The following is a 23,585-nucleotide window of genomic DNA, read 5'->3' on the forward strand; positions in this document are numbered from 1 at the left end:
GAAGGACTTTACCCCACATGGATACAACTGAAAATCCCTGGCAGACACTTAATTCGTCGGTCAAATATGAAAACCCCTGGCTTTCCATTCGACACGAAGACGTAGTGACCCCTGCCGGTACGCCCGGAATTTATGGTGTCGTTAGTTTCAAAAACAAAGCGGTTGGCGTGATTCCGATCGATGCCGATGGCAACACGTATCTCGTTGGTCAATATCGCTATCCGCTGAACGAATACTCGTGGGAAATCCCGGAAGGTGGCTCCCCGTTGGGTATTGAACCACTCGAATCGGCACGGCGTGAACTGAAAGAAGAAACGGGTCTGGAAGCGCGTACATGGACGAAGATCGCCCGCATTCATACGTCCAATTCGGCGACCGACGAAGAAGGGTTTCTGTACATCGCTGAAGACCTGGTTCAGGGAGAACATGCTCCCGAAGAAACCGAAGACCTGCGGGTTTGGAAGCTGCCCCTGGCCGAAGCCGTTGAGATGGCCATGACCAGCCGAATCACGGATTCCCTAAGCGTCAGTGGCCTTTTGATCGTAGCTCGGCTCCGGGGAATTTAAACTTAGTTTTATAGTTTGTAGTTGTCATTTGTAGTTTGCTGGCTGGCGTTCTGCAACGCATCGGCGAACAACAGACTTTACTCCACAAATCGCAAACGGTAACTGCTTGTGTTCTTACCCATTCTGTTTGGTTTTTTATTAGGCGTGGGCCTTTGTTTGACGTTTGGAACCGTGTTTTTTGCACTGATTCAGAACAGCGTTGACAACGGCTTTCGCTCAGGATTTAAAATGGTGCTAGGCGTTATTGCCGGCGATATCATCTTCGTGATTGCGGCTTTGGTTGGTACGTCGTTTATTCCTAAGGTTCAGGGGTTTGAGAATATTATGGCCTTGATTGGCGTGATCTTTCTGGTGGCCTTAGGTATTGTGAATATCGTCAAAGGAACGCCTAAACTGGCCTACCCCAAAACACGCTTTGGCAATTTCGTCTATTACTTTACGACAGGTTTTTTTCTGAATGCGCTTAACCCGGTCAATTTTGTTGCGTGGGTAGCTATCGTCGCCTATATTCGTTCGCACCTGCATTATTCAAATCCTCAGCAGTATGGATTTATGATTGCTGCATTGGTAGGCATATTCGTCACGGAGAACGCGCTGGCCTATTACGCCAATCGGCTCAAACGTCTGTTTACCCCTCGCGTCGTCAAGATTTTCAACCGCACAACGGGCGTCGTCTTCCTGATCGGAGCTGCTAACATCGCCTACAATCGCCTGCTGGAGCCACTATCAAAAGCGATAGACTGGTGATAATTGAATGAAGAGTGAAGAATAGAAAGTCACTCAGACTTATTCTTCACTCTTCACTTAGAAAGAAAGGCTTCCCACTCTTGAATCAGGCCCTTCTTCAGTACTCTTGGGAATTTGTGCTGACCGCCCATTTTTCCCCTTGACTCCATCCAGTTGTAGAACGTTTTAGTAGGGAGTACGGTAACCGTAATGTCTTTCAGCGCGTGGCGCCGTTCGACGGCGTAATCATCATTGAGTTCTTTAAGCCTGGCATCGATCCGATCGCGGAGGTCGTCGGCATCTACCTTGTCATCCGTACCAACGTACCAGTGGTGCGCAAATAGCGTACCGTGCGTAACCCCTGCAACGGTGAACTCACGTATCGAAATGCCCAGCTCTTCAGAGACCATCTCGATGGCCTTGTTCATGTTATCGACGGAAAGGTGTTCGCCACATAGGCTCAGAAAATGCTTGGTACGACCTGTAATTACGATTTCAGCCCGTTTTATGTCGACAAATCGGACTGTATCGCCAATGAGATAGCGCCAGGCACCCGAGCAGGTTGATAGCAGCAGCGCATATTCTTTGCCTTCTTCTACTTCGTCAATCATGAGCGTTTGCGGCTTCTCGACCAGCTCACCATCGGGCGAAAAATTCTGTTCGTTAAACGGGATAAATTCGAAAAACAGGCCGTTGTTCAGCACTAACTGCATGCCTTCCGCATTCGGATGAGTCTGGTAAGCGATAAACCCTTCGGAGGCCAGATAGGTCTCAATATACGTAATGGGGTGGGCGAGGAGCTTCTCAAAACCCGCCCGATACGGCTCGAAGGACACGCCCCCATGCCCGAAGACCATCAGATTGGGCCAGACATCATGAATGGTTTTGACCTGATAGCGGGCAATGATTTTTTCCATCAGCAACTGAATCCAGGCTGGCACGCCCACGATGTAGCCAATATCCCAGTTGCCCGCCTGTTCCGTAATTTCGTCCAGTTTCACCGCCCAGTCGCGCTCCTGAGCAATATCTCGACCGGGCTTATAAAACCGCTGAAACCAGAATGGAATCTGGCTGGCAGTAATGCCGCTCAAATCGCCTTCGTAATGTCCCTGACGAGCATTCAGATTGGTACTACCCCCCAGCATCAGAAACCCTTTTTCATACAGCGTACCTGGTAAATTCTGGTATTTTCCGAGGGTCAGAATCTGCCGGATACTAGTGCGCCGAATGGCTTTCGACATTGATTTCGTCACGGGAATGTATTTCGTGGCCGCTTCCGACGTACCGGAACTCAGCGCGAAATACTTCACCCGGCCGGGCCAGGTTATGTTCTTTTCGCCCGCCAGGGTTTGTTTCCACCAGCCATCGAACATCTTGTTGTAGTCGTGGATGGGGACGTACTGTTTGAACTTTTCGTAGAATTCGCGGTCGTTACCAAACTCAACCGCCCGAAGTAATTCGTTGAAATGATACGTAGTGCCAAACCTGGTAAACTGCGCTTTTTGGATCAGCTTACGGAAAGCTTTACGTTGCTGCCGAAGGGCGTTAAACTTCCGTAACCGAACGGCGTTCGTCAGGCGAATCCCACTTTTGAGCAAACTTCCTAAAAGAGCCATAGTTTCTTAATGAAGAGTGAAGCGTGTGGAGTGAAAAATAAATAGTGTACATTTTTCACTCCACACGCTTCATTTATAATTACAACCGCCAATTCTTCAATTCGTCAATCATGCTGTAAGCGGTCAGGTCGAATTGACAGGGCACAACGGAGGTGTAATTGTTGGTCAGCGCATATTCGTCGGTATCTTCGGCGTGGGTGTCAAAGTTGACAAAATCGCCCGCCAGCCAGAAATACCGGCGACCGTGCGGATCGCGTCGTTCGTCGAACACCTCCTGCCATTTCGCATTGGCCTGACGGCAGATACGGATGCCTTTCAACGGCTCGGCGGCACGGGCGGGAAAGTTGACGTTCAGAGCTGTTCCGCGCTTCACACCTTTTTCCAGTACGTTGCGGGTGATGGCCAGAATGTGTTCGTGAGTATGCGAAAAATCGGCTTGTCGGGTAAAGTCGCCGAGGGAGAAACCAATCGCCGGAATCCCTTCAATAGCCGCTTCGATAGCCGCCGACATGGTGCCCGAATACAAAATGCTGATGGACGAGTTACTGCCGTGATTGATCCCACTTACGACCAAATCCGGAGCACGATCTTTCAACACGTGATGCTTGGCTAATTTGACACAGTCGGCTGGGGTGCCGGAGCATTCATAAGCCGGAATGTCGCCGTAAATATCAGATGGGTACAGTCGAATCGGGTTGGCAATCGTAATCGCGTGACCCATACCCGATTGCGGGCTATTTGGCGCTACGACCACAACTGATCCGAGTTGGTTCATTAACTCAACGAGCGTCCGAATGCCGGGGGCCGTGATGCCATCATCATTCGTTACTAAAATCAGAGGTTTCTGCTCAGACATAAAAAGTCGTCAGTTGACAGTCGATCGTCAGGAAGGTATCGTACCGAAAATTACAATCGTTTCCTGGCTAATGACAGTCGTCTTTTTTCTGCAATACTACACAAATACGGTGGCTGTAGGCTGATTTGCCAGTCAGACATACGTAAAATTCACAAAACCCTAATCCTGACAAAAGCTTATGAATACGTACTGATCAATGGATTAATGCAGAAAGGTAGGGTATTTACGTCCTATAGTTAACAGACTTGAATTACGGCAACACCCAGCAACTGCCCGAGCTTTTTTAGCCTACGTCCAATATGGCCAACCCCAACGGCGCAATGGTGGGCGGGGCCGTGACTGTTCCAGTCGTTTACAAACTGGCGGGCGCCAATCGGGAAACGATACCGACTGTTGGTATTGCCGATTTCCAGAATTGGCCCTGCTATGGATTCCCCCTCTGCCATCAGCAACTGAATCGCACCGTCGACCGTTTCGACTACTGACAGCAACGTAACGGGTCCGTGTTTCACCGACATCTCTACCGACAATCCGCTACCCACTTTACCATGGTACACGTAGAGCGGACGTACTTTGGTTTTGCCCTCAGCGATAGCAATATGGCCGGGGCCGTCGTGCCCCATCAGTACGACGTCGTCCGTAAAATCCATGGCGTAATATTCCGTGAAGGAGCCGCCTACGCCGAACGAATCCATGATTTTCATGGCCTGTACGTTCTTCACTTCGTATTCACCAGCGACTGGTACACCCCTGGCGGTCAATAAAGAATTGCCCAGAATCACCGAACTCATTGTGTCTTCGTTGGGGGTTGGACCGGCGTTTGGGTTGCCTGTGCCTTTGTAGTAATAGGCCAGCGATCCCAGGTTCAGCTCCGACACCAGCCGATCCAGCGCAACCGACGTGCGAGCGGCCCGTTCAAGTTCCGCTACGGTGCAGTCGGCCTGAATGTCGAAGGTTTCGGCAAACAGGGCTACCCGCTGTTGAATTTCCTCAGCCGTTACGTCCTGCCGAATAGCCGAAAGCTGATCCACTTCAACCATCTCAATGTGTCCACCGAACGTAGCGCTATGGAGCGTCAGGTTGGAATAGATGTCGAGCATACCCCCGTAGTAATTGCCCATAACGCCCAGTCGGTTGTGAGCCATGATATTAGCTACGCGTGCTGCTTCGATCCACTCGTCAATGTCGGTCCAGGCTACCGGGTCGTTGGTCAGCATACCTGTCACCTGATAAAAAGGAATATTGGATCGCTTGAAAACGGACGCAATTTCGGGTACCGGACACGCTGAACAGTAAGCAAGCCACTCACCGGTCATGCGCGTTCGGTCGCCGAGGTTGTTAAACCAGGTGTAGTTGAGGGCTGGTTCGGGTGCCAGATTCAGTACAATAACCGGCACTTTCGCCCGGCGAACCACAGGCAGGACCGTTGAGGAAAGGGCGTAAGTCGTTACGTATAAAAAGATAATGTCAACGTCGGCCTGGCGAAATTGGTGTCCGGCCAGCGTGGCTTTCTCGGGCGTGTCGATCAGGCCAAGGTTTGTAATCTCGATACCAGGCCGTTGCATAGTAGCTGATAGCTCGCCGAGATAGCCTTCCAGTCGGGCCTGTAATCCGTCGAACTGAGTCCAGTAGGCTTCGAGTCCAATCCCAAATAAGCCGAGCTTCAGCGGGAAGGAATTTGACGAACGGTTCGCATTGAATGAATCAGTCGATAACATATCGAAATTGGCTTGCATACTAGGAAAGAAGAGTACTAAACAGTAAAAGAAAGCTTGGGCTAGTAAGTACTTTTCTAAGCGGATTTAACCACAAAGCACAAAGACACGAAGAAGTATTGGTTCAGTTGTTAGGTGATTGTGTCGGCATGTTCTCTGTACTTCTGTCGTCAACTAATACAATGGGCCTTCGTCTACCGATAAAAATGCGTAACTCGTGCAGCTAAGTCGTTATACGTTATTCGTTATGCTTTCGTTTCGGCATCAGATCTTTATGGAAGTGGCTCGTTTGCTAAGCTTTACCAAAGCCAGCCACACGTTGTTTCTGAGTCAGTCAGCGATTAGTAAGCACATTAAATCCCTGGAATATTTTTACAAAACTGGTCTTTTTGAACGACATGGTACCAGCATAAGCTTAACGCATACCGGGCAAACGCTATACAACAAACTGCTGGAAGCGAACCAATTACAGGACGAACTTCATCAGGAACTTCAGCAGATTAACGAGAATTTTCTACCGCCAACCCGATTGGCTATGGGCGCTAGTACTACCATTAGTTTATACGTTCTGCCGCCGGTTTTATCGGCTTATCTGCAACGTTACCCGACGATTCAGATCAATGTACTGAACCGCAATTCGAATAATATTCAGAATGCCTTACTCGCTCATGAGATCGATCTGGGTATTGTTGAGGAGTTACCCCGACTCAATACGCTGACTTACACGCCGTTTATAACCGATGATGTGCTGGCGGTTTGTTCGGCAAAAAGCTCTTTAGGCGATCGGTCACTTAGCCTTACGGATTTGCCTGCTATTCCGCTGGCTCTACGGGAAAATGGCTCAGGAACGCTGGCGGTGGTTGAGGAGGGCCTGCGTCAGAAAGGAATCAGTATGGCATCGTTACGTGTCCTGATACGTCTGGGCGGTACCGAAGCGCTGAAAAATTTTGTTCTGGCTGATACGTGTTTAGCGTTTCTGCCGAAGCGGGCGATTCTGAAAGAATTAGCTACCGGCGAGTTGGTCGAAGTGCCGATTCATGATTTGGTTCTTCAGCGCACCTTCTATTTTATCCAGCGAAAAGGAACCGAAAACAACCGGTTGGTAAGCACGTTTATTCGGTTTACGCAACAGCAATATTCCCAAATGGAATAACTCATCTCAAAACGGTATTTGCTTCGTGGACGGTTAACCGGGACTTTTCGGAAAAATACAACCATGAGCTTAACCATCACTTCATCACGTTTAACCGATCTGCACTGTTCACGGTGTGGCTCGATATATAATCCGCTTATTCGGCAGACGTTGTCAGATTGCTGTCAGGCTCCGTTACTTTGCCAGTACGTTCTTGAGCCGGGGAGTGTTCGGAAAGAAGACCTGCTGACACGCGCTAAGTCGCTATGGCGATACGAAGCGCTTTTGCCCGTTATTCAGCCTGAAAATCAGATCAGCTTAGGCGAAGGCTATACACCGATTCTTTCCCTCAAACGATTAGCCGACCACAATGATTTGCGCCATCTTAGCGTAAAAGATGAAGGGCTCAATCCGACTGGATCGTTTAAAGCGAGAGGACTATGCATGGCCATTTCGAAGGCTAAAGAAAACGGCGAGCAGGCTTGTATTATTCCAACGGCCGGGAATGCGGGCGTAGCGATGGCTGCGTACTGCGCCAGGGCCGGGCTGGAAGCTGTAGTCGTTATGCCGCGTCACACACCGGATGCGTTTAAGGAAGAATGCATTGGCTACAACGCTCAACTAATTGAGGTCGATGGCTTAATTAACGACTGTGCCGCTAAAGTGCAGGCGTTGAATCAGAACGGAACGTATTTCGACGTATCGACGCTGAAGGAACCGTATCGGCTGGAAGGCAAGAAAACGATGGGGTTTGAAATTGCCGAACAGTTGAACTGGCAATTGCCCGATGTGATTATGTACCCAACCGGCGGAGGAACCGGGTTGATTGGGATCTGGAAGGCTTTTCACGAAATGAAAGCGCTGGGTTGGTTGTCAAAACAGCAACCGCTCCCTCGCATGGTGGCTGTACAGGCAGAGAATTGCGCACCCATTGTCGATACGTATCTGGGTAAACAAGCCAACAGTAAATACTACGTTGGTAAACCGACACTCGCGAATGGGTTAGCCGTACCTCGACCCATTGGCGAGCCGCTGATGCTGAATGTACTACGTGAATCGAACGGTACTGCCATTGCCGTTTCAGAGAATGAAATGCTGGAAGGCTTAAGCGAATTAGCTAGGTACGAAGGTATTTTTGCGGCCCCTGAAGGCGGGGCTATCTGGGTTGCTACCAAAAAACTGCTACGTCAGGGCTGGATTCAGCCACACGAACACGTACTTCTGCTGAATACAGGCTCGGGCCAGAAATATCTGGATAATATAAAAGGCAAGTGGCACCGGAAGTAGTTACCGGAGAGCTAGCCTTCAAACGTTATCAATGGTCAGATCCAGCCGTTGCCCTTTACGACTTTTAAAGCCCTGATCAGGCGAGTAGCTCAGTGTTTGCTTCCCGTAATAGCCTGTACCGTTGTACTCGCGAAGATTTGGGTCGTTCTTGCAGTCGTCCGTGCAGGTGCCCTGATGCTCGAAGCCGCATGCTTCACACATGGTAACATGGTTGTTGCAGACTGGGCTGGCGCAGTTCACCATTCGGCTGGTTGGCGTACCGCAACGGTAACAGGTCGAGATAACAGCTGGGTTGACGTGGTTGACAGGTACCGTAACGCGATTGTCGAATACGTAGCATTCCCCATCAAAATCTTCGCCACCCGCTTCCATACCGTATTTAATAATGCCGCCGTGAAGCTGATAAACATTATCAAAACCCTGCGCGAGTAAATACGCGGATGCTTTTTCACACTTGATACCGCCCGTACAATACGTAATGATTTTCTTCCCGGAATTTTTCAGGTGTTCAATTTCGGCCACATGATCCGGCAATTCACGCAGGTTTTCCATATCAAACGTAATGGCGCCTTTGAACCGGCCAACTTCGTGTTCGTAATTGGAACGCATATCGACCAACACAACATCCGGATCGTTTTTTAGCTGCCGAAACTCGTCTGGTTCAAGGTGAATACCGGTTTGCTGGAGCGGATCGACGGGTAAATCAGAATGAACAATTTCAGGTTTTACACGGACATGCAATTTCTGGAATGTATGCCCCTCGGCTTCATCTACCTTGAACTCAATATCCGTAAACCGTGGGTCGGCATGGAGGGCGGCCATGTACGCTTCGCAGTCTGCCGTTAGGCCCGAAACAGTTCCGTTCAAGCCTTCTGGAGCCACAATGATACGTCCCAGCAGATTCAGGCGTAGGCAGAGCAGATGGTGCTCCTGACGATACTGCTCCGGACTTTCAATAGGAGAATAAATGTAGTATAAAAGAACGCGGTACGGTTTCATACGACAAAATTAAACCAAAACAGTCATTAGTCGATAGTCGTTAGTCAATAGTCGTTCATTGCGAACCTGTTCACTATTGATTTACGATTATCGACTGAAAAATGCACATTGCTATTACTGGGAATATTGGGGCCGGTAAGACAACACTGGCCGAAATGCTGGCCGCTCATTACGGCTGGGAAGTTCTATACGAAGCGGTAGATGGAAATCCGTATCTGGCTGATTTTTACGAGAATATGCCCCGCTGGTCGTTCAATCTGCAAATCTATTTCCTGAACAGCCGTTTCGTGCAGATGAAAAAAATCATGGACAGTCAACTGACCGATCCTGGAAAGTCTGCTCATTCTCATACGATGGTGCAGGATCGAACGATTTACGAAGATGCCGCCATTTTTGCCCGAAACCTCTACAAGCGCGGGGACATGGCAGAACGGGATTATTTCACCTATCGGCAGGTATTTGAAAACATGATGACCCTCGTTCGTCCACCCGATCTGATGATTTACCTTCGTGCCGATCTGTCAAAACTACGCAGACAGATACAGAAGCGGGGTCGATCGTTCGAGCAGGCCATTAGCGATGATTATCTGAGCAGCCTGAATCAGCTATATGAAGAATTTGTGGGATCGTACAAACTAGGACCATTACTGATTCTGAACGTTAACGAATTGGACTATGCAACACGCCCCGAGAATTTTGAGGACGTAGTGCTCCAGATTGATTCACTGCTGACTACCAAGAAGCCATAAATTCTCATGGCCGCTGCTAGTATGGATAAACGTAACTGCTCCTGCTAAGCTTTTTAAAAAGAAAATTTAGCTAAAATTATATCTGCGTACAACAGGGGATAACGTATACTGACTCAGTTAGTATACGTTATCCCCTGTTGTACGTATTGGAGAATGTTGGTAGGCTTTTCGCTTAGAACGGGTAGCGAGTTGTCGTGGCCGGCTATGGCAACCAACTAGGTATCGTATTTGTTTATATTTATTTTGAAAATTTTCTGAATCAGTAAATAAAAAGTTTATATGATACAATTGTATGTATTTATAATATACTCATTATCAGTAGAAAAGAGATAGTTTAATGTCATATTTTTTAAGTAATAACTGTAGAGTTATCCCGAAAATAAATGATAGCTCTTGTCAATATTTAATTTGATACTAATTTATGATAGTTGTTAATGTTATTTATAAAAAATTATATTTGTGAATAAAGTTAGTTAAAGTATGAACAGATTAAGATTGTTTCATCCTTATTCAAGGTCATCTTTTCGCTAACCAATAACTATTATCCAACTATATTTTATGAGAAAACGATTTCTTCAACGACACCCGTTGTACGGGTGTGCAGCACGTCTTTGTGCTTTTGCGGATCTAGTCGCTGGAAGTGTGTTAATGGTGACGTTGTTAGGCGCACAACCTGCACTTGCACAGATCAAAATTACCTTTCCCGTCAGTCGCCAGATTGTCCAGCGCGATAACAGTAACCAGGCAACCGTGCAGATCGCCGGGAGCTACGGGCAAGCGCTGGATGTAGTTGAAGCTCGTGTTGTGGCCCGTGCTGTTGGGCAGGGCACCACATCAGATTGGTTTACCATTCAAACCCGACCAACGAATGGACAATTCAGTGGCACAATGGTCGTAAAAGGCGGATGGTATAACGTTGAAGTGCGGGGACGTAGCGGTGGCGTTATCGTAGCTACCGATGTGCTGGATCGTTTCGGCGTAGGAGAAGTATTTGCCATTATGGGGCACTCAAACGCGCAGGGATCAGGCTGTACCATTAACGGAGAGAACAAATGCCCAACTCTTGAGGGACCTGGTGACGATCGGATAAACATTGTCACTATTGATCAGAACAGTGCCAGCTTTAATCAATACCTGTCCACACCTGACGGTTCGAATACAGCCGATTCAAGATATTTACCTGGCCTGGCCTTTAGTAAATTGACAACCACTAGCGGGATGTCGCCATTTGCCAAAATGCCCTGGTTGTGGGGACCCATGGGGGACAGGCTGGTCTCGCGTATCAATGTACCTATACTGCTGTATAACGCTGGTTTCGGGGGAACAAACATGCAGCAAACGTATTGGGCTGCCTATAACATTCCTTTTGAGCACTCGTTTGTCCGTTATGATTTACGAATGCCATACGCAAACGTACGTAACCTGATGAACCTCTACGTACCGACAACCGGCCTGCGGGCGGTGCTTGTTCAGCATGGCGCCAATGACCGGAACAATCCAACTGACTCCACAAAAAAGTATTATATCGGCGTTATCGATAAAATGCGAACGGAGTTCAATAAACCCAATCTGGGCTTTATCATTGCGTTGGATTCCTACCTGTTTGGGCCAAATCAGGAAACTCGTTCAGCTCAGTTTCAGGTAATCAATCCGGGGTATAAAACCTTTCAGGGGCCTGACTTGGATCAAATTTCCGGCGTAGATGTAAGCACATTTGAGTTATACCGTCCCGATGATACCCACTTTTCTCAATCAGGTCAGCGACGGGCCGGGCAAATGTGGGCAGACGCCATCACCGACGCTTATTTAGGAGCGATTACACCTTATCCGGCAGAGATGCAACCCTTGACGAGCCTGAACTGTGCGGGTAATAATAGACTAACGATCACGCAACCCGATGGATACCAGCCTATCTGGAGTTCGGGGAGTACTGAAAATAGTTTAACCGTAGGCACGGGTACGTATTCTGCCCGGATCAAAAACCCACAAAACAAGGTTCTGTTTCCGCCAGCCGTTGTTGTGCCAGACTCCGTTCAGCCCGCAACACCGTTCATTAGTAGCAATACCGGAAAGTTTACGATCTGTCAGAGTGGGGGTGTTAGACTTACGTCGTCCTACGCTGGAATAAACAACTGGACAACAGCGAATAATGCTACGTCTGGTATTGGTAGAACGATTCCGGCTACAAAGACAGGCGTTTATACATTACAGGCTAAAAACCCCGTTTATGGTTGTCTGTCTGACGTTGTTAGCAGGAACATTAGTCTGGGGGCTACTGATGTGAGTCTATATATTCAGCCTGGCCGTAAAGTGGTTGCCCTCGGTGATACGGTTAGCTATCAATTGATCGTGCAAAATAACAGCAGCTGCGACGCCGGACGAATCACATTACAGAATCGGCTGCCAGCCAATCTGACAGTTGAATCAGTCGGCAATAATCTGAGCCTGGTAGATGCCGATCCGTCTGGAATGAGTAAGATGATCAACGGAGTGGTTGATCAGATACCAGCCTGGCAGTCGGTTAGTTACAAATACGTAGCCCGTCCAACGGCTGCCGGTAAGTATATTAATGCGGCTGAAGTCATGACGATGACTAATCCTGACGTAAATGCAACGCCGGGCAATGGTACGGCGAGTGGGGAGAAGGATGAAGCGCGCACCGAATTGCAGACAAGCACAAGTTCATCGAACGTGTTCATATCACCGAATCCGAATGATGTGCCACCGAAGTCGAATGAAGCCGATCTGAGTCTGATAATGACGCCCAGCAGTCGGACAGCCACAATTGGTCAAATTATATCCTTTACGCTTACGGTAACCAACCGGGGTGCGTTAACGGTCAACTATGTCGGGCTTCGTAATTTGTTACCGGCTGGTCTCCAGTTTGTTAATTCAGCTTCAGGAATGAATCCTAATCAGAGTCTGGTTAGTGTCGGAATCGGCAGAATTTCACCGGGTCAGTCGGTTAGCGCAGAGTTTACGGCTAAAGTAATCAGCCAGGTTGATCTATTCAACAAAGCCCAGATCGACTTCTCGGGTCAGCCTGATTTTGACTCAAAACCAAACAATGGTTATTTGAACGGAGAAGATGATCAGGCGAGTAACGAGCTACGCTGGATGGAAAACCGATGACCAGCTCTGCAAATTGACTGAACGAATTATTTCAAAAAAGACTATAATCATGAAAAATCTTATCATTTTCTTAGGTTGGGTGTTGCTGACTTCGTGCAGTCAGGCTCAATCAATCGACGTACCAACCCCGGATATGCCAACTGGTTATCTGTATAAAATAGAGCCTGGGATTCCGGGTAAAGAGATTTATATATGTGGCGAGCATCCATTTAATAAAAAAGGAGAGGTGGTAGCAAGCGGTGATCTGAACGGACAGACACGGCAGGTGTTCGAAAATATAAAAACGTCGCTGGCAACGGTCAATATGACCTTTAAAGACGTAACGCAGATTACCTATTCAATTAAGGGCACCTCCACCAAAGTTCGGGAGGATACGGCAGCGCTGCTTAGCAACGTGGGTGCGTTGTACTTTACACAACCGCCTAAGCTGGTTGAATTAAAAAGTGTTCCTAAGATTGTGCGAGACGAGGTGCTGATCGAAGTAGAGGTGATTGCCATGAAATAGGGACTGCACGTCCTCCTTATAAAACAAAAACGCCCATTGATCAGTGGGCGTTTTTGTTGGTAAAACTTCTGGACTGATAGTTCTAAGTTTTACCCACTGAAAGTCTTTTTTTGACAATCCTTTTTATTTGGGCAAGTTCTCGGCTAGCTTATGATAATACGTTACCATAGCTGCTTCCTTAGTATCTCCTTCATCAGCAAGGCAGGTTAAGGTGATAGCATGCGATGGATGTTTTGCCGTCTAGTTTCACGTTGGCTGTTGTCCTGTTGATGAAACGATAAGCACTAACACCTATAAGAAAGCCCCGCTAACTTTTTAGCGGGGCTTTCTTATAGATAGTATATGTATAGGCTGTAACTATGGCCATGAGATTTGTAGTGGACCATTGACTATGCAGGTAACCATAAGCCAAGCAGCAGCAAGTAAAGCAACACTAACAGCCACAACAAAGGCAGGTAAAGCGATATAGAGGGCAGTGTTCGAAACTCGTCGCATAGTTGTAAACTTTAAAAAATGGTGTGGAAAAGTTAAATGGATGTCTCTAACATCCGTATTGTTATTGGCATCTATTTACTTACCAGGTACTGACAGCAACGCTAGCTGGTTTGATCGACAACTGGACTGTGGGCGAATCGATCGCTAATTGGTTCAACGCTTTGTAGATCACCTTAACTGCTTCTTCGATACGTTGCCAGCCATCTTCACTACGTAAGTCAAGACCGATCATAGGACGGTTGATCTGAGCCTGTATCGTTAAGTAGGACAAAGCACCAAGAATGATCGCTGAAGTGGCCTGGTGATCACCGCCTTTAATAAAGGCTAACTGATTAACCAGATTAGTGAGTTCGGCATCCTGTGCTTTGCTAACTGCGTCGGCTAAGGGGTCATTGTCTTTAACCGTTGCTTTGAGGACTTCACGTGCTGCACGTGAGGTGCGGAACTGACGGAAGAGTTGTAGGGCCTGGCCTGACCAAATGGAAGCAAGGTCACGGGGTTGAGTTGGTTGAATTTGCTTCAGCCAGGCGGGTGTATAATGAGGAATAAGCCGACCCATACTTACGTAATGTTCTAATAAGCCCTCTAATCCTCCGAAGTAACGATAAATGAGGACCTTACTGACGGCGGCTCTTTCGGCAATTGCATTAATACCAGTTCCCTCCAATCCGCGTTCAGTTAGTATTTCTTCCAGAGCATCTATAATGCGCTCGATAGTGGCCGCTCGATTACGTTTATTCTTTTCCATAATTGGTTTCAGGATATCGTTAACATTTTACAGTTAGACGAATTAATAACCATAAAGTCACTTTGAATGATAGTTGATTTTAGAAAATCTGTTATTTGTCAACACGCAGCTTATGGAAATGCTATATAGTCTACCAATATGAACCCTACCAATCCGGAACAGTCAGATTCCCGATTGTTACTATACTTATTGTTTCTGACGGATTATAGTGAGATCGTAGTGCGTATCATCAAAGGGTAAAAAATAAACCCCGCCTATGCTGACGGGGTTTTTGATGCTTGACATTTCAATTCGTCATAGGTTTCAATTCACCTTGTTACGCTTCGCCTTCCGCTCCTTTCGTTTAGACGAGTTTGGTTGATTTGCCTTATTAGCCGGATCATCATTTTGCATACCATAGGACGTACCATTCGCCGATCCGACTGCTCCTGTAAGCGAGTCGGAGGTACCCTTTGAAGCAGGTGATCCATTACTGGCGTTACCCGTGCCACTGTTCTTTGTCGTGCCATCGGTTGTTGGGGTTGTATTTTGCGTACTGTTTGTGGTCTGGGCATACGTGCTACCAAGCGTGGCAAGAAGCATACCACCCATCATGATTAGTTTTTTCATAACCTGAAAAGAATTTACATACGTACTAGTCTATTAAACTCATAGCTAAATAAAAGGTTAACAAAATGTTGACCTGCCAAAGTGCGTATTTCCACCGTTTCTGCTCAAGAACAGAAACGGTGGAAATAGACGCCTTCGAGTAGCCTACTGCTGAAAGTAGTCGATCTGATCAGCACCGGTATTATTGGTCAACTTGATCTGCCCAGGACCACCCAGCAACACCGAGCTGTGGTCAGTTGCCCCCAGTATCAATTGACCTGTTAAGCCCACCGGGGTATGGTGCATGGATTATTCATTATCTCCAGGATTCAAGTTGTCGATTAGATCTTAATTATTACCGCTCAGTAAATATAGAGCGTACTGCTAGTAACTGCCTGATAGTATGCTCCTGTGAAAATGCGTTTATTTGTTGGCAATCCATTTTTACGACTGATAGGCTGCTATCGGTTCATTTGTCTTGGGATCAACATTATTCATTGCCCTAACAATATTGGTTCAACTATTCGTGGCCAGCACCTTTGTTCGGGAGGCAGTTAAAATAGGACCGATCTACTTACGGATAAAGGCTATACTAGGCGCATTACTATTTAGTAGCGTAGCATTGCTAGTACTCTGGCTTTATACCACGGACTAATAGAAATCGACATGATTCTTAGAAGAAGCCTACCTGGAGTCAGTTAGATGAATAGCCTTGTAACTAGTGAAACAGCCTATTTGAAAACAGGTCATTGATGGTAGCAATTGGATCGGCGCTGGCTAATGGGTAATATCCCAGCACCCGCCTAGCACCCACATTGGCTGCTCTTGGCTATTGGATTTGACAACCCCTTTGATTTTAATAATAGCCTCGTCTCCGTATCGCCTGATTCGTAGCGTTTCCTCAAAAGGTAGAGTTTCCCGTTGCAGCTTGTCTACAAACCGCAAGGCTACTGGCTGGTCGGCTTCAAGGACATTATTTACATACGTCTGAAGGGAGATAGGCGTACCTAACTCAAGGCCAAACAAGCGGTACATACCCTCCGACCAGAAGAATTGATCCGTAGACCGGTCATAGTCCCAACTGCCCATTGAGGCCAGTTCTTCAGTGTGCTGAAGCAGGGTGAGGTTCTTGATCAGTTCCTGCTCAGCGAGAACCCGATCAGTAATGTTGGTAAAGAAACAAAGTAGGGTTTCCTGGACTTGCTCAGTAATAAATACCTCGAACCATCGTCCATCTGTGGGTAATTGATATTCCACGCGCAGGTTCTGACCACTAACGGCCACTTGTTGGTAATACATACGCAGCTCGTCCCCTTGAGGGAACACTTCCTTACAACTCTTGCCGTGTAAATCTTCTGGGCAGGCACCCAACAGGATAGCGGCAGCGGGGTTAACCAATTGATAGAGAAAATCAATTGGTTTTCCAGCTTCGTTACGGACAACTTGGTAAAGAATCAAGCCATTGAGTGAATCTTTTAACAGCGCCTGTAATAAGGCATCTTCGGATAAAATAGGGGAATACGTCATATAACTTAAGAGGAAGATAGTAACGAAGAGTAACGGTTTGCTTACTCATGCTTATATAAAATTGCATATTTTTATTAGGTCCAGCGTTCCAGATCAGATTAAAAGTGAAGAAACAAAATCAAGAAGATAACCCCCGTCATGTAGAAGCTGACCTTAAGCTACAGGTTAAGTTGCGTCTGGCTTCTCAGCTATACTATCTAACGGATTGGCTTACGATGCAGCTTTCTTATTAATTTCCATGCAACAAAGCCCATGAAGATCAGGACCAACAATGGTAGATTAATGATGCCTTTGTAAATCACTCCATAATAATCTCTGTTCTCGTTTGTCTTGCTCTTCCTATTTACGGTAAATGGTCATTATTGCCAATATCTAGCCCCAGGGCTAATATGAGTAGTATTATTCGAAGCACACATCTACTCATAGTTTGGTAGCTCGGACGCTTTTATCAGCCGCTGCCAGGAAGTGCCATCATACTAATAAAATCCTTTAGGCTCGGATGTTTGGCAAATAATTAATCTTTCAGTTAAGGTGCCGATACAGATGTGGTACTGGTAACTTAGGGAATGAGTATTTCTTTGTCAGTCGATTACACTTCAAGCTGAGCCGATGGCGCGAATCCTACCTGAGCCAAGATTACGATGCTAAATGAAAATATGAGGCAGACAGACGTAGGAAACGGGTTAAATGAAGAGAGAAAGTCAATCCAGTAATTTTACTGGTATTTCCCCAATCTAGAAACGTAAGTTAGTAATCAGTAGATAGAAAGGGAGAGAATAGGCTGTTTTCTCAAGCTTAACCTTCGGATCAAAACAAGTATATCGTTTACTTTACTAGTTGCTCACAAAATATAGTAAGCTGCGGTAATACACAAAACAAGGCTGCTAAAAGTATGGAGTTCAACTCGTACTTGGCAATTAACTGCCTCAAGTTTGTTTTTATTTGGCTGGCCAGTCAGCTACAGGCGTAGACGAGTCCACCGGTGACCAACAATACGACGGTTACGCCGATAAGCCAATACGTACGTTTGAATTTATAGAGCTCCTGGTCCAATGATTTTAAGTAAGTATAGGTTGCTCGCAGGCCGGATCGCTTGAAGATGAACCGGGCTTCCTTGGGTACAAGCCGCCGGGCCTGGCTCAAATGGCCCGCTTCTACTTCGGTATAAAACGATTCTTTTCGTTTGTCAAAATCCAGCGCATCCGCCTGGGCTTGATCCTCCAAAGCCTGCTCGATTTGATCAACCGGTTTCCAGACGTTACCGCAGCTAAGGCATTCGACATTCCCATCCAGGGCGATGAGCAGGCTTTCGCTTCCAGTTGTTGTAGGTAATACATCGCTAGTACCTACCGGTTGGAGCGCTACCTGCTGGGAGCCGCATTTGGGACATTGTAAGGCATTGGCCATAGGTATGTTGGATAGAGGTTCTACCAATCAATGCTTTTTTAAGGGAAGATGTTTAAACAGCAACGATTAAGCCATTAGCATCAACGCTTTATAAGCAACTATCTGTTAAACCTTGCCTTCTAATCTGTTTGTGTCGTATACTCATGCTGATGGCCATCTGATTAAGCCAGTTGTCCATATCCTTAGGCTTACTAGCAAATTTGTCTTTCCTGATGTAGACAGCATTCAGCCTGGAAAAAGTGGTAAGGAGAAATTAATAATGGACTAACGAATGCAAACTGAGTCGTGTTCACTGTTGAAAAAAACGACCAAAATGGTCGCGGAAAGGGGTTAGTTCCGTGGAGGAGCTTTAGAGCATTGCAATTGCCGTTGTACTCAGGCTTACATACTAGCTAATATGTTTACATGTTGATTGAAATATGAGCCATTACGCTATTAACCTACTTGTGCACCGTCTGCTTCAATGCCCGTAGCCCAAAAGTGACCCTGGTGGCATTATCCGGACTGTTAGAAATGAATGTTCCCGACGCTATTTGGGATTGCAACCAAACCAAATTGGTTGTCAGTGTATAATACCCATCATTGGTCCTGCTCAACTGCCAGGGAGATAGGGGCTTTCCCGGTGGATGCTGGATCTGAACTAAGTGGATGATTACAGCGTATGTCAATCCTCAATATTTACCTTATCGGCTATAAACAAAAACTGTTTCCCTAAGATCCACCACACAAAAGGCATCGATAGATAGAGTTTTACGAGTAATGGATGGACTGGCAAGCCGCCCCGGAAAGATAACGGCAGAAAGCGGGGATGCGACTTAACGACTTTAAAGCCAGCCCCGTATAGATGTTCAGCAACCCCTAGTTCCGACAGAACAACCGTATGATCAGCAAAATCAAAATACTCTCGGTAACAATACTTGAAGTTAGGGCCAATCACTCCAAGTTTACCCCCTGGTTTTAGACAACGGTGCATTCGCTCCAAAAAAAACGCGACCTCTTCCTGACTGCGAAGGTGCTCCAGAAAATTAGAAATAAATACTGCATCAAAATAATTATCGGGTAGTTTAACCGTCAGTACATCGCCAATAACCAGGTTGACTTCGGGGGAAGCAAACGTCTTCACCTCCTCTACAATATCAACTGTCCAGCGCTCCTCACTGGGAACAGCATTAATAAACTCACACATCCCACCAGCGGAGTCGAGTATGCGTTTGGGGCGACCAAGCAGTTGGTAGAAATAATTGGCAATAATAGTCCAGATCAGTTGTTTTTTTTCATGCGAAACTTGCTGAAAACGGTACTGATAAATTCGGTCGTATCTCATGATGAACTTTGTAAGTAAGTTTTGATTACTAGGATACTATGCTATTGCTTGCAAAGTAATCAAGTTTTGGATAGAGTATATCCCGCTTGTTTAAATTCAATTGGTCTGGATCTGATAGTGCAGTTCATGCAGGTAATAGAAGATGGCAGGCTATAACTGCAGCTAAAGCCTGGTTGATTACGCTCAACAAATACCTGAATAGGTTTGCCATTAATTAAAGGGTACCTTTGGCTATGAGCCAACCCATATATACCGCTATTCCTGATACGTCTGATACCAATTACTGGACTACAAAGCCTGAGACTGGCAATGTTCGCAGCACAACATTTGTGCCTAAGGACAAGGAATTACACCAGCAACTACGAGTTAAAGCCTGGGCTGTTATTCAAGCTTCTCTTACGCGAAAAAATAGAAAAGGGCACTATTAATCTGAGCTTTTGCTTTGTTGTCTGTAACCTTGTCTGTAACCTTATAGACCAGATACTTTCGAAATAAATTAAACCAGTAACTTAAGACCGAACGGCAGTATCAGGCTCTGGTGCGAAAGCAACTGGTCCAGTTAGATGATCTGCAGCAAAGTAACCAGGAACTGAGCGAGGAGAATGTAGCCGTGCGTGGGCAGTACCTCTGCATTCGGATTCAGCGGAAAAAAACTACTAGCTAGCCTGAATGAACGAATCTTACTCTATACCTTGTTACGTAACGCCATCTAAACCGACGCTAACCATCGAGTACGGCACGGCTACGTAAAGCCTCTGACGACTTACCATACCGATGAACTGCTCACTCGCTACTGGGGGTATTCGACATATAATATTTCAATAATGTAAGTACCTAGGAATGTGCATACTTACACTGTGCAACATGTAGCGGTTTTAGCCGTTGGGATGTTGCAGTTATAAAACGGCTAGGTTTTGAACCATTCCTTTCTATGTAGTGCTAAGCTTATTGAGAAATATCTTTCTTATTGCAGTAACTAAACTAATGATCCCTTTACCATGAGACAATATGAAGTTTGCGAAGGTAATACAGCCGATGAGCTGGAGCGTGCTGTACGAGGAAGATTAAGCGCAGGCTTTGTTCTACATGGCAGTATGGTGGTCGTTTATGACCATTCAACTGGTACACTTCGGTTCTTTCAGTCGCTGGTTAAATTATAACCTTATCGGAATTGATCCTTAGTCCCCCAGCCTAGAACCAATTTTAAAGCAAAAACGGGTACCGTTGAGGTACCCGTTTTTGCTTTAATTTACCACATATAGGTTGTTCCTGCATTATCTAACTTTTTCAAGTCCATCTGCCAATTTTCCTGCCTTAGTTCGACTAAATCTCAATCTATGGAAGCTATAAATTTATATTTGTAAAAGTAAATATAACCCATGATCCAGGGCCTGCATTTGGAATAATACTTACCGCTGCATCTTCAACAAAAGCACCCTAAAATGATTGATTCTGATTCACCCCCTTCATCCATATTTATTTGACTAAAACCGGTTTCAGTTCAAATTACTTGAATACGGAGCTACGGCCCTTATCTCATGATACGTATTCTGCATCACATACTGGTAATTGCGCAACCTATGGATTGAAGCCGAACGAGAGTAGAACTTCGTGTGTAGTTTCCATATTAGTGTAGATTGGGGGCAGCTAATCAATACAGACATACAGCTGTTAACAGAGGTTGCCTTGAACAGAAAACAAATAACAGTTTCAGTGCTGTTTCAGCATAGAAAAATAAGTCTCAGTAATCTATTGATTTACTGAGACTTATAGTATTGCCTTTGTGACCACGGGGAGACTCGAACTCCCATGCCGTGAAGCACCACCCCCTCAAGATGGCGTGTCTACCAGTTTCACCACGTGGCCAATTCGCTCATTGAGGGTGCAAATATAGCCGGTTAGGTTTTTTCTGCCAAACGGAGTTATAAATCTTTCGCTTTTTAAGGGAAAACGGCCCAAAAATGAAGATAATTTCGTACTTTTATCTTTCTAAATTAACAGAAAAAGACCACATAAAATGGCACTTGAATTAGTCGGAAAACTCATAAAAGTCTTACCTGAGGTAACAGGTCAGGGCAAAAATGGTCCCTGGAATAAACAGGAATTTGTTATCGAAACCGCTGATAGCCAGTTTCCTAAAAAAGTATGCATGACAGCCTGGGGAGACAAAGCCAATGATTTGAAGCAGTTTGCCGATGGCGATACGTTGAAAGCCACGTTCAGTGCTGAGTCACGTGAATACAACGAACGCTGGTATACTGAATTACGGGCCTTTCGTATCGAATTAGTTGACGGTGACAGTGGTGTAGGAACGCCCGCTCCGGCTCGTCCAGCTGGAGCGCAACAAGCGCAGGCGCGCCCAGCTCAGCAGAACCAACCCGCTGCCGTGACGTTTAATTCGGCGTTTGACGAAGAGAGCAACGATTTGCCTTTTTAAATAACCGGGGCCACGCTCGGGAGAAAGAAGGGAAGAAAGAGAGAATGGATGAAACCACTGACTCGCTTTCTTCCCTTCTTTCTTATCATGTAACAAGCCTGTATTCGCTCGTTGAGAAACCTTCGTTTTAAAATTAGCTTCTTGCTTTGGTTTGTATCGATGGCTACATTGGCACAGACTATGTCAACGGATTCGATTCGGCGGGCCGATTCGCTGTTTGCTAGTGGCGATCAACTAAATGCTGTCCGTTTGTACGAAACCGCCTTGGCTGAAGGACATACAGCCACTGACCCCATGCTGTTGAAGCTGGCGAGTGCCTACGAACAGCAAAATGACGTACCTAGACAACTGTATTATTTAGACGTTTATTTTGAACGCCACCCCGACGATGCTGTACTACGTCGGATGAATGACATTGCCCGTGCTAATAACCTGAGTGGTTACGAAACCGACGATCTCAATTATTTTTATCTTTTCTATCGCAAGTATGGGATTTACTTCCTGCTGTTTCTGCTTATTCCGGCTGGTTACGTTTTCAGCGTACTTATGCTCAAGCGGCTTCGAAAAGAGGATGTTCCCCAACGACAGAAATGGATTGTATTTGTCTATTTATTGCTTCTGCTGGTTTTTACAAACTTACCCGAAGGAGTAGAGTCAGGGATCACGAGCCAGGACCGTGTGCTGCTACGTACTGATCCATCAGCGGCCGCGCCTGTTGTTGAAGTCATCGGTCGCGGTCATAAAGTGAATATTCTGGGGGCCAAAGACATTTATCTCCGGGTGCTGTGGCACAACGAACTATATTTCATTCGCCGGGATAATGTTTGGATAATTTAAGTAGCCAACGAGTTGATCAGTAATTCGATCGTTCTGTCATTCCCTCTGGCGCTCATTTTTTCAGTGGCGAATCTTTCTCTTTGGCTAGTGTATTGTAAACCAGTCTATCAGCTAAACTTGAAAGCCATTTATTGATAAATACCGTTAATTTCCCCTGCGCTGTTAATATAAGTTCACGTTTGCGGTCTTTTACGGCCTGCAGAATATACCCGGCGCATTCGTCAGCACTCATCATATTAGTTTCATCACGCATGGTTTCGCCCTTCGCCTGCCCGTGCGCATCCAGCGCGGATACACGGATATTAGAGGTTGTAAAACCTGGGCAGGCCGTTAGCACATGCACACCCGTATGAAGTAACTCCGTCCGTACTGCTTCCAGAAAACCGTTCATGGCAAACTTTGAGGCCGAATAGCCGCTACGTACTGGTAACCCCCGATAACCCGCGATGGAGGAAATACCCACAATAGAACCTTTCGTTTGCTGAATATAGGGAAGGGCGTACCGGGTGGCATACACGGTCCCCATGAAGTTGATATCCATGACTTTCTGAATAACAGCCGGATCAGTATCAATCAGCATGGATCGCATGGAAATACCGGCATTGTTAATGAGAATATCCAGTCGCCCGAAGTGCTCTACCGTTTGTTCGATAAACTGTTTAACATCCTGTTCAATGCTAACGTCAGCAGTCAGCGCGAAAACGTCGATACCTGCCTGACTGAGTTCATCGCTAACAACGTTCATCGCATCGGCTTTACGACCACAGATCGCAATTCGAGCCCCTTCGCGACCGAAAGCGAAGGCCAGCGCCCGACCAATGCCCGATGAGGCACCGGTAATGAGTACAACTTTATCTTTCATGAGAAAGCGCAAAGGTAGCGCAATTTAACGACAGTGCTTTGTCGGTGTAGAAGGAGAAACGTAGCAGGTTAGTCATC

The 23,585-nt window shown here is 46.3% G+C and carries 21 protein-coding genes and 1 tRNA gene; 10 read left to right on the plus strand and 12 right to left on the minus strand.

All coding sequences use genetic code 11. From position 1 onward, the window contains the following. Positions 1-17 precede the first annotated feature (17 nt). Complete coding sequence (locus IC230_RS15125) at positions 18-566, plus strand: NUDIX domain-containing protein (RefSeq protein WP_191039880.1); 549 nt, start codon at positions 18-20, stop codon at positions 564-566. Positions 567-674: 108 nt separating this feature from the next. Next, the gene (locus IC230_RS15130) at positions 675-1,313 is read left to right on the plus strand and encodes a LysE family translocator (protein WP_191039881.1); all 639 of its coding nucleotides are present in this window, start codon (positions 675-677) and stop codon (positions 1,311-1,313) included. Positions 1,314-1,366: 53 nt separating this feature from the next. Here IC230_RS15130 and IC230_RS15135 read toward each other — a convergent pair whose 3' ends face one another. The 3 genes from IC230_RS15135 to IC230_RS15145 form a co-directional block, all read right to left on the minus strand. Continuing rightward, entirely contained in the window at positions 1,367-2,908 is a 1,542-nt protein-coding gene (locus IC230_RS15135; protein WP_191039882.1) for a GH3 family domain-containing protein, read from the minus strand. A 79-nt stretch (positions 2,909-2,987) separates the two neighbouring features. After that, on the minus strand, positions 2,988-3,764 hold the full coding sequence (gene surE, locus IC230_RS15140; protein ID WP_191039883.1) for a 5'/3'-nucleotidase SurE: 777 nt from the start codon (positions 3,762-3,764) through the stop codon (positions 2,988-2,990). 236 nt (positions 3,765-4,000) lie between these two features. Next, positions 4,001-5,500, minus strand: a complete 1,500-nt coding sequence (locus IC230_RS15145) for an arabinose isomerase (protein WP_223860668.1) — start codon at positions 5,498-5,500, stop codon at positions 4,001-4,003. 226 nt (positions 5,501-5,726) lie between these two features. Here IC230_RS15145 and IC230_RS15150 point away from each other — a divergent pair, with 226 nt between their 5' ends. Both IC230_RS15150 and IC230_RS15155 read left to right on the plus strand, forming a co-directional pair. Then, on the plus strand, positions 5,727-6,632 hold the full coding sequence (locus IC230_RS15150) for a LysR substrate-binding domain-containing protein (protein ID WP_191039884.1): 906 nt from the start codon (positions 5,727-5,729) through the stop codon (positions 6,630-6,632). A 63-nt stretch (positions 6,633-6,695) separates the two neighbouring features. Then, on the plus strand, positions 6,696-7,898 hold the full coding sequence (locus IC230_RS15155) for a threonine synthase (RefSeq protein WP_191039885.1): 1,203 nt from the start codon (positions 6,696-6,698) through the stop codon (positions 7,896-7,898). Between the two features lie 18 nt (positions 7,899-7,916). Here IC230_RS15155 and trhO read toward each other — a convergent pair whose 3' ends face one another. Further along, positions 7,917-8,897, minus strand: coding sequence for an oxygen-dependent tRNA uridine(34) hydroxylase TrhO (gene trhO, locus IC230_RS15160; protein ID WP_191039886.1), 981 nt, complete (start codon positions 8,895-8,897; stop codon positions 7,917-7,919). A 101-nt stretch (positions 8,898-8,998) separates the two neighbouring features. Here trhO and IC230_RS15165 point away from each other — a divergent pair, with 101 nt between their 5' ends. The 3 genes from IC230_RS15165 (at position 8,999) to IC230_RS15175 (ending at position 13,283) form a co-directional block, all read left to right on the plus strand. Beyond that, positions 8,999-9,646, plus strand: a complete 648-nt coding sequence (locus tag IC230_RS15165) for a deoxynucleoside kinase (protein WP_191039887.1) — start codon at positions 8,999-9,001, stop codon at positions 9,644-9,646. A gap of 558 nt (positions 9,647-10,204) precedes the next feature. After that, a complete protein-coding gene (locus tag IC230_RS15170; protein WP_223860669.1) occupies positions 10,205-12,778 on the plus strand; it encodes a sialate O-acetylesterase in 2,574 nt (857 codons plus the stop codon). 49 nt (positions 12,779-12,827) lie between these two features. Beyond that, complete coding sequence (locus tag IC230_RS15175; protein WP_191039888.1) at positions 12,828-13,283, plus strand: RidA family protein; 456 nt, start codon at positions 12,828-12,830, stop codon at positions 13,281-13,283. 574 nt (positions 13,284-13,857) lie between these two features. Here the strand turns inward: IC230_RS15175 and IC230_RS15180 are convergent. The 6 genes from IC230_RS15180 to IC230_RS15205 form a co-directional block, all read right to left on the minus strand. Continuing rightward, positions 13,858-14,526 (minus strand): TetR/AcrR family transcriptional regulator, encoded by a 669-nt coding sequence (locus IC230_RS15180; RefSeq protein ID WP_191039889.1) that lies wholly within the window; start codon positions 14,524-14,526, stop codon positions 13,858-13,860. Positions 14,527-14,829: 303 nt separating this feature from the next. After that, positions 14,830-15,135, minus strand: coding sequence for a hypothetical protein (locus IC230_RS15185; RefSeq protein ID WP_191039890.1), 306 nt, complete (start codon positions 15,133-15,135; stop codon positions 14,830-14,832). A gap of 144 nt (positions 15,136-15,279) precedes the next feature. Continuing rightward, a complete protein-coding gene (locus IC230_RS15190) occupies positions 15,280-15,420 on the minus strand; it encodes a hypothetical protein (RefSeq protein WP_191039891.1) in 141 nt (46 codons plus the stop codon). A gap of 471 nt (positions 15,421-15,891) precedes the next feature. After that, complete coding sequence (locus tag IC230_RS15195) at positions 15,892-16,641, minus strand: PAS domain-containing protein (protein WP_191039892.1); 750 nt, start codon at positions 16,639-16,641, stop codon at positions 15,892-15,894. Positions 16,642-17,595: 954 nt separating this feature from the next. Beyond that, the gene (locus IC230_RS15200; protein WP_191039893.1) at positions 17,596-18,048 is read right to left on the minus strand and encodes a hypothetical protein; all 453 of its coding nucleotides are present in this window, start codon (positions 18,046-18,048) and stop codon (positions 17,596-17,598) included. Between the two features lie 664 nt (positions 18,049-18,712). Continuing rightward, on the minus strand, positions 18,713-19,372 hold the full coding sequence (locus IC230_RS15205) for a class I SAM-dependent methyltransferase (protein ID WP_191039894.1): 660 nt from the start codon (positions 19,370-19,372) through the stop codon (positions 18,713-18,715). 998 nt (positions 19,373-20,370) lie between these two features. Between IC230_RS15205 and IC230_RS15210 the strand changes: the two genes are divergently transcribed. Next, positions 20,371-20,532, plus strand: coding sequence for a DUF1737 domain-containing protein (locus tag IC230_RS15210; protein WP_191039895.1), 162 nt, complete (start codon positions 20,371-20,373; stop codon positions 20,530-20,532). 624 nt (positions 20,533-21,156) lie between these two features. On the opposite strand, the gene IC230_RS15215 is transcribed toward IC230_RS15210, so the two are convergent. Further along, positions 21,157-21,238, minus strand: a tRNA-Leu gene (locus tag IC230_RS15215). A 151-nt stretch (positions 21,239-21,389) separates the two neighbouring features. On the opposite strand from IC230_RS15215, the gene IC230_RS15220 reads away from it, so the two are divergent. Beyond that, on the plus strand, positions 21,390-21,809 hold the full coding sequence (locus IC230_RS15220) for a DUF3127 domain-containing protein (protein WP_191039896.1): 420 nt from the start codon (positions 21,390-21,392) through the stop codon (positions 21,807-21,809). 180 nt (positions 21,810-21,989) lie between these two features. Then, entirely contained in the window at positions 21,990-22,646 is a 657-nt protein-coding gene (locus IC230_RS15225) for a tetratricopeptide repeat protein (protein WP_223860670.1), read from the plus strand. 52 nt (positions 22,647-22,698) lie between these two features. Here the strand turns inward: IC230_RS15225 and IC230_RS15230 are convergent, their stop codons facing one another. Further along, positions 22,699-23,508, minus strand: a complete 810-nt coding sequence (locus IC230_RS15230) for an SDR family oxidoreductase (protein WP_191039898.1) — start codon at positions 23,506-23,508, stop codon at positions 22,699-22,701. Between the last annotated feature and the right edge of the window lie 77 nt (positions 23,509-23,585).

The sequence above is a fragment of the Spirosoma validum genome (assembly GCF_014699035.1).
In the GTDB taxonomy this organism is placed as follows: Bacteria; Bacteroidota; Bacteroidia; order Cytophagales; family Spirosomataceae; genus Spirosoma; species Spirosoma validum.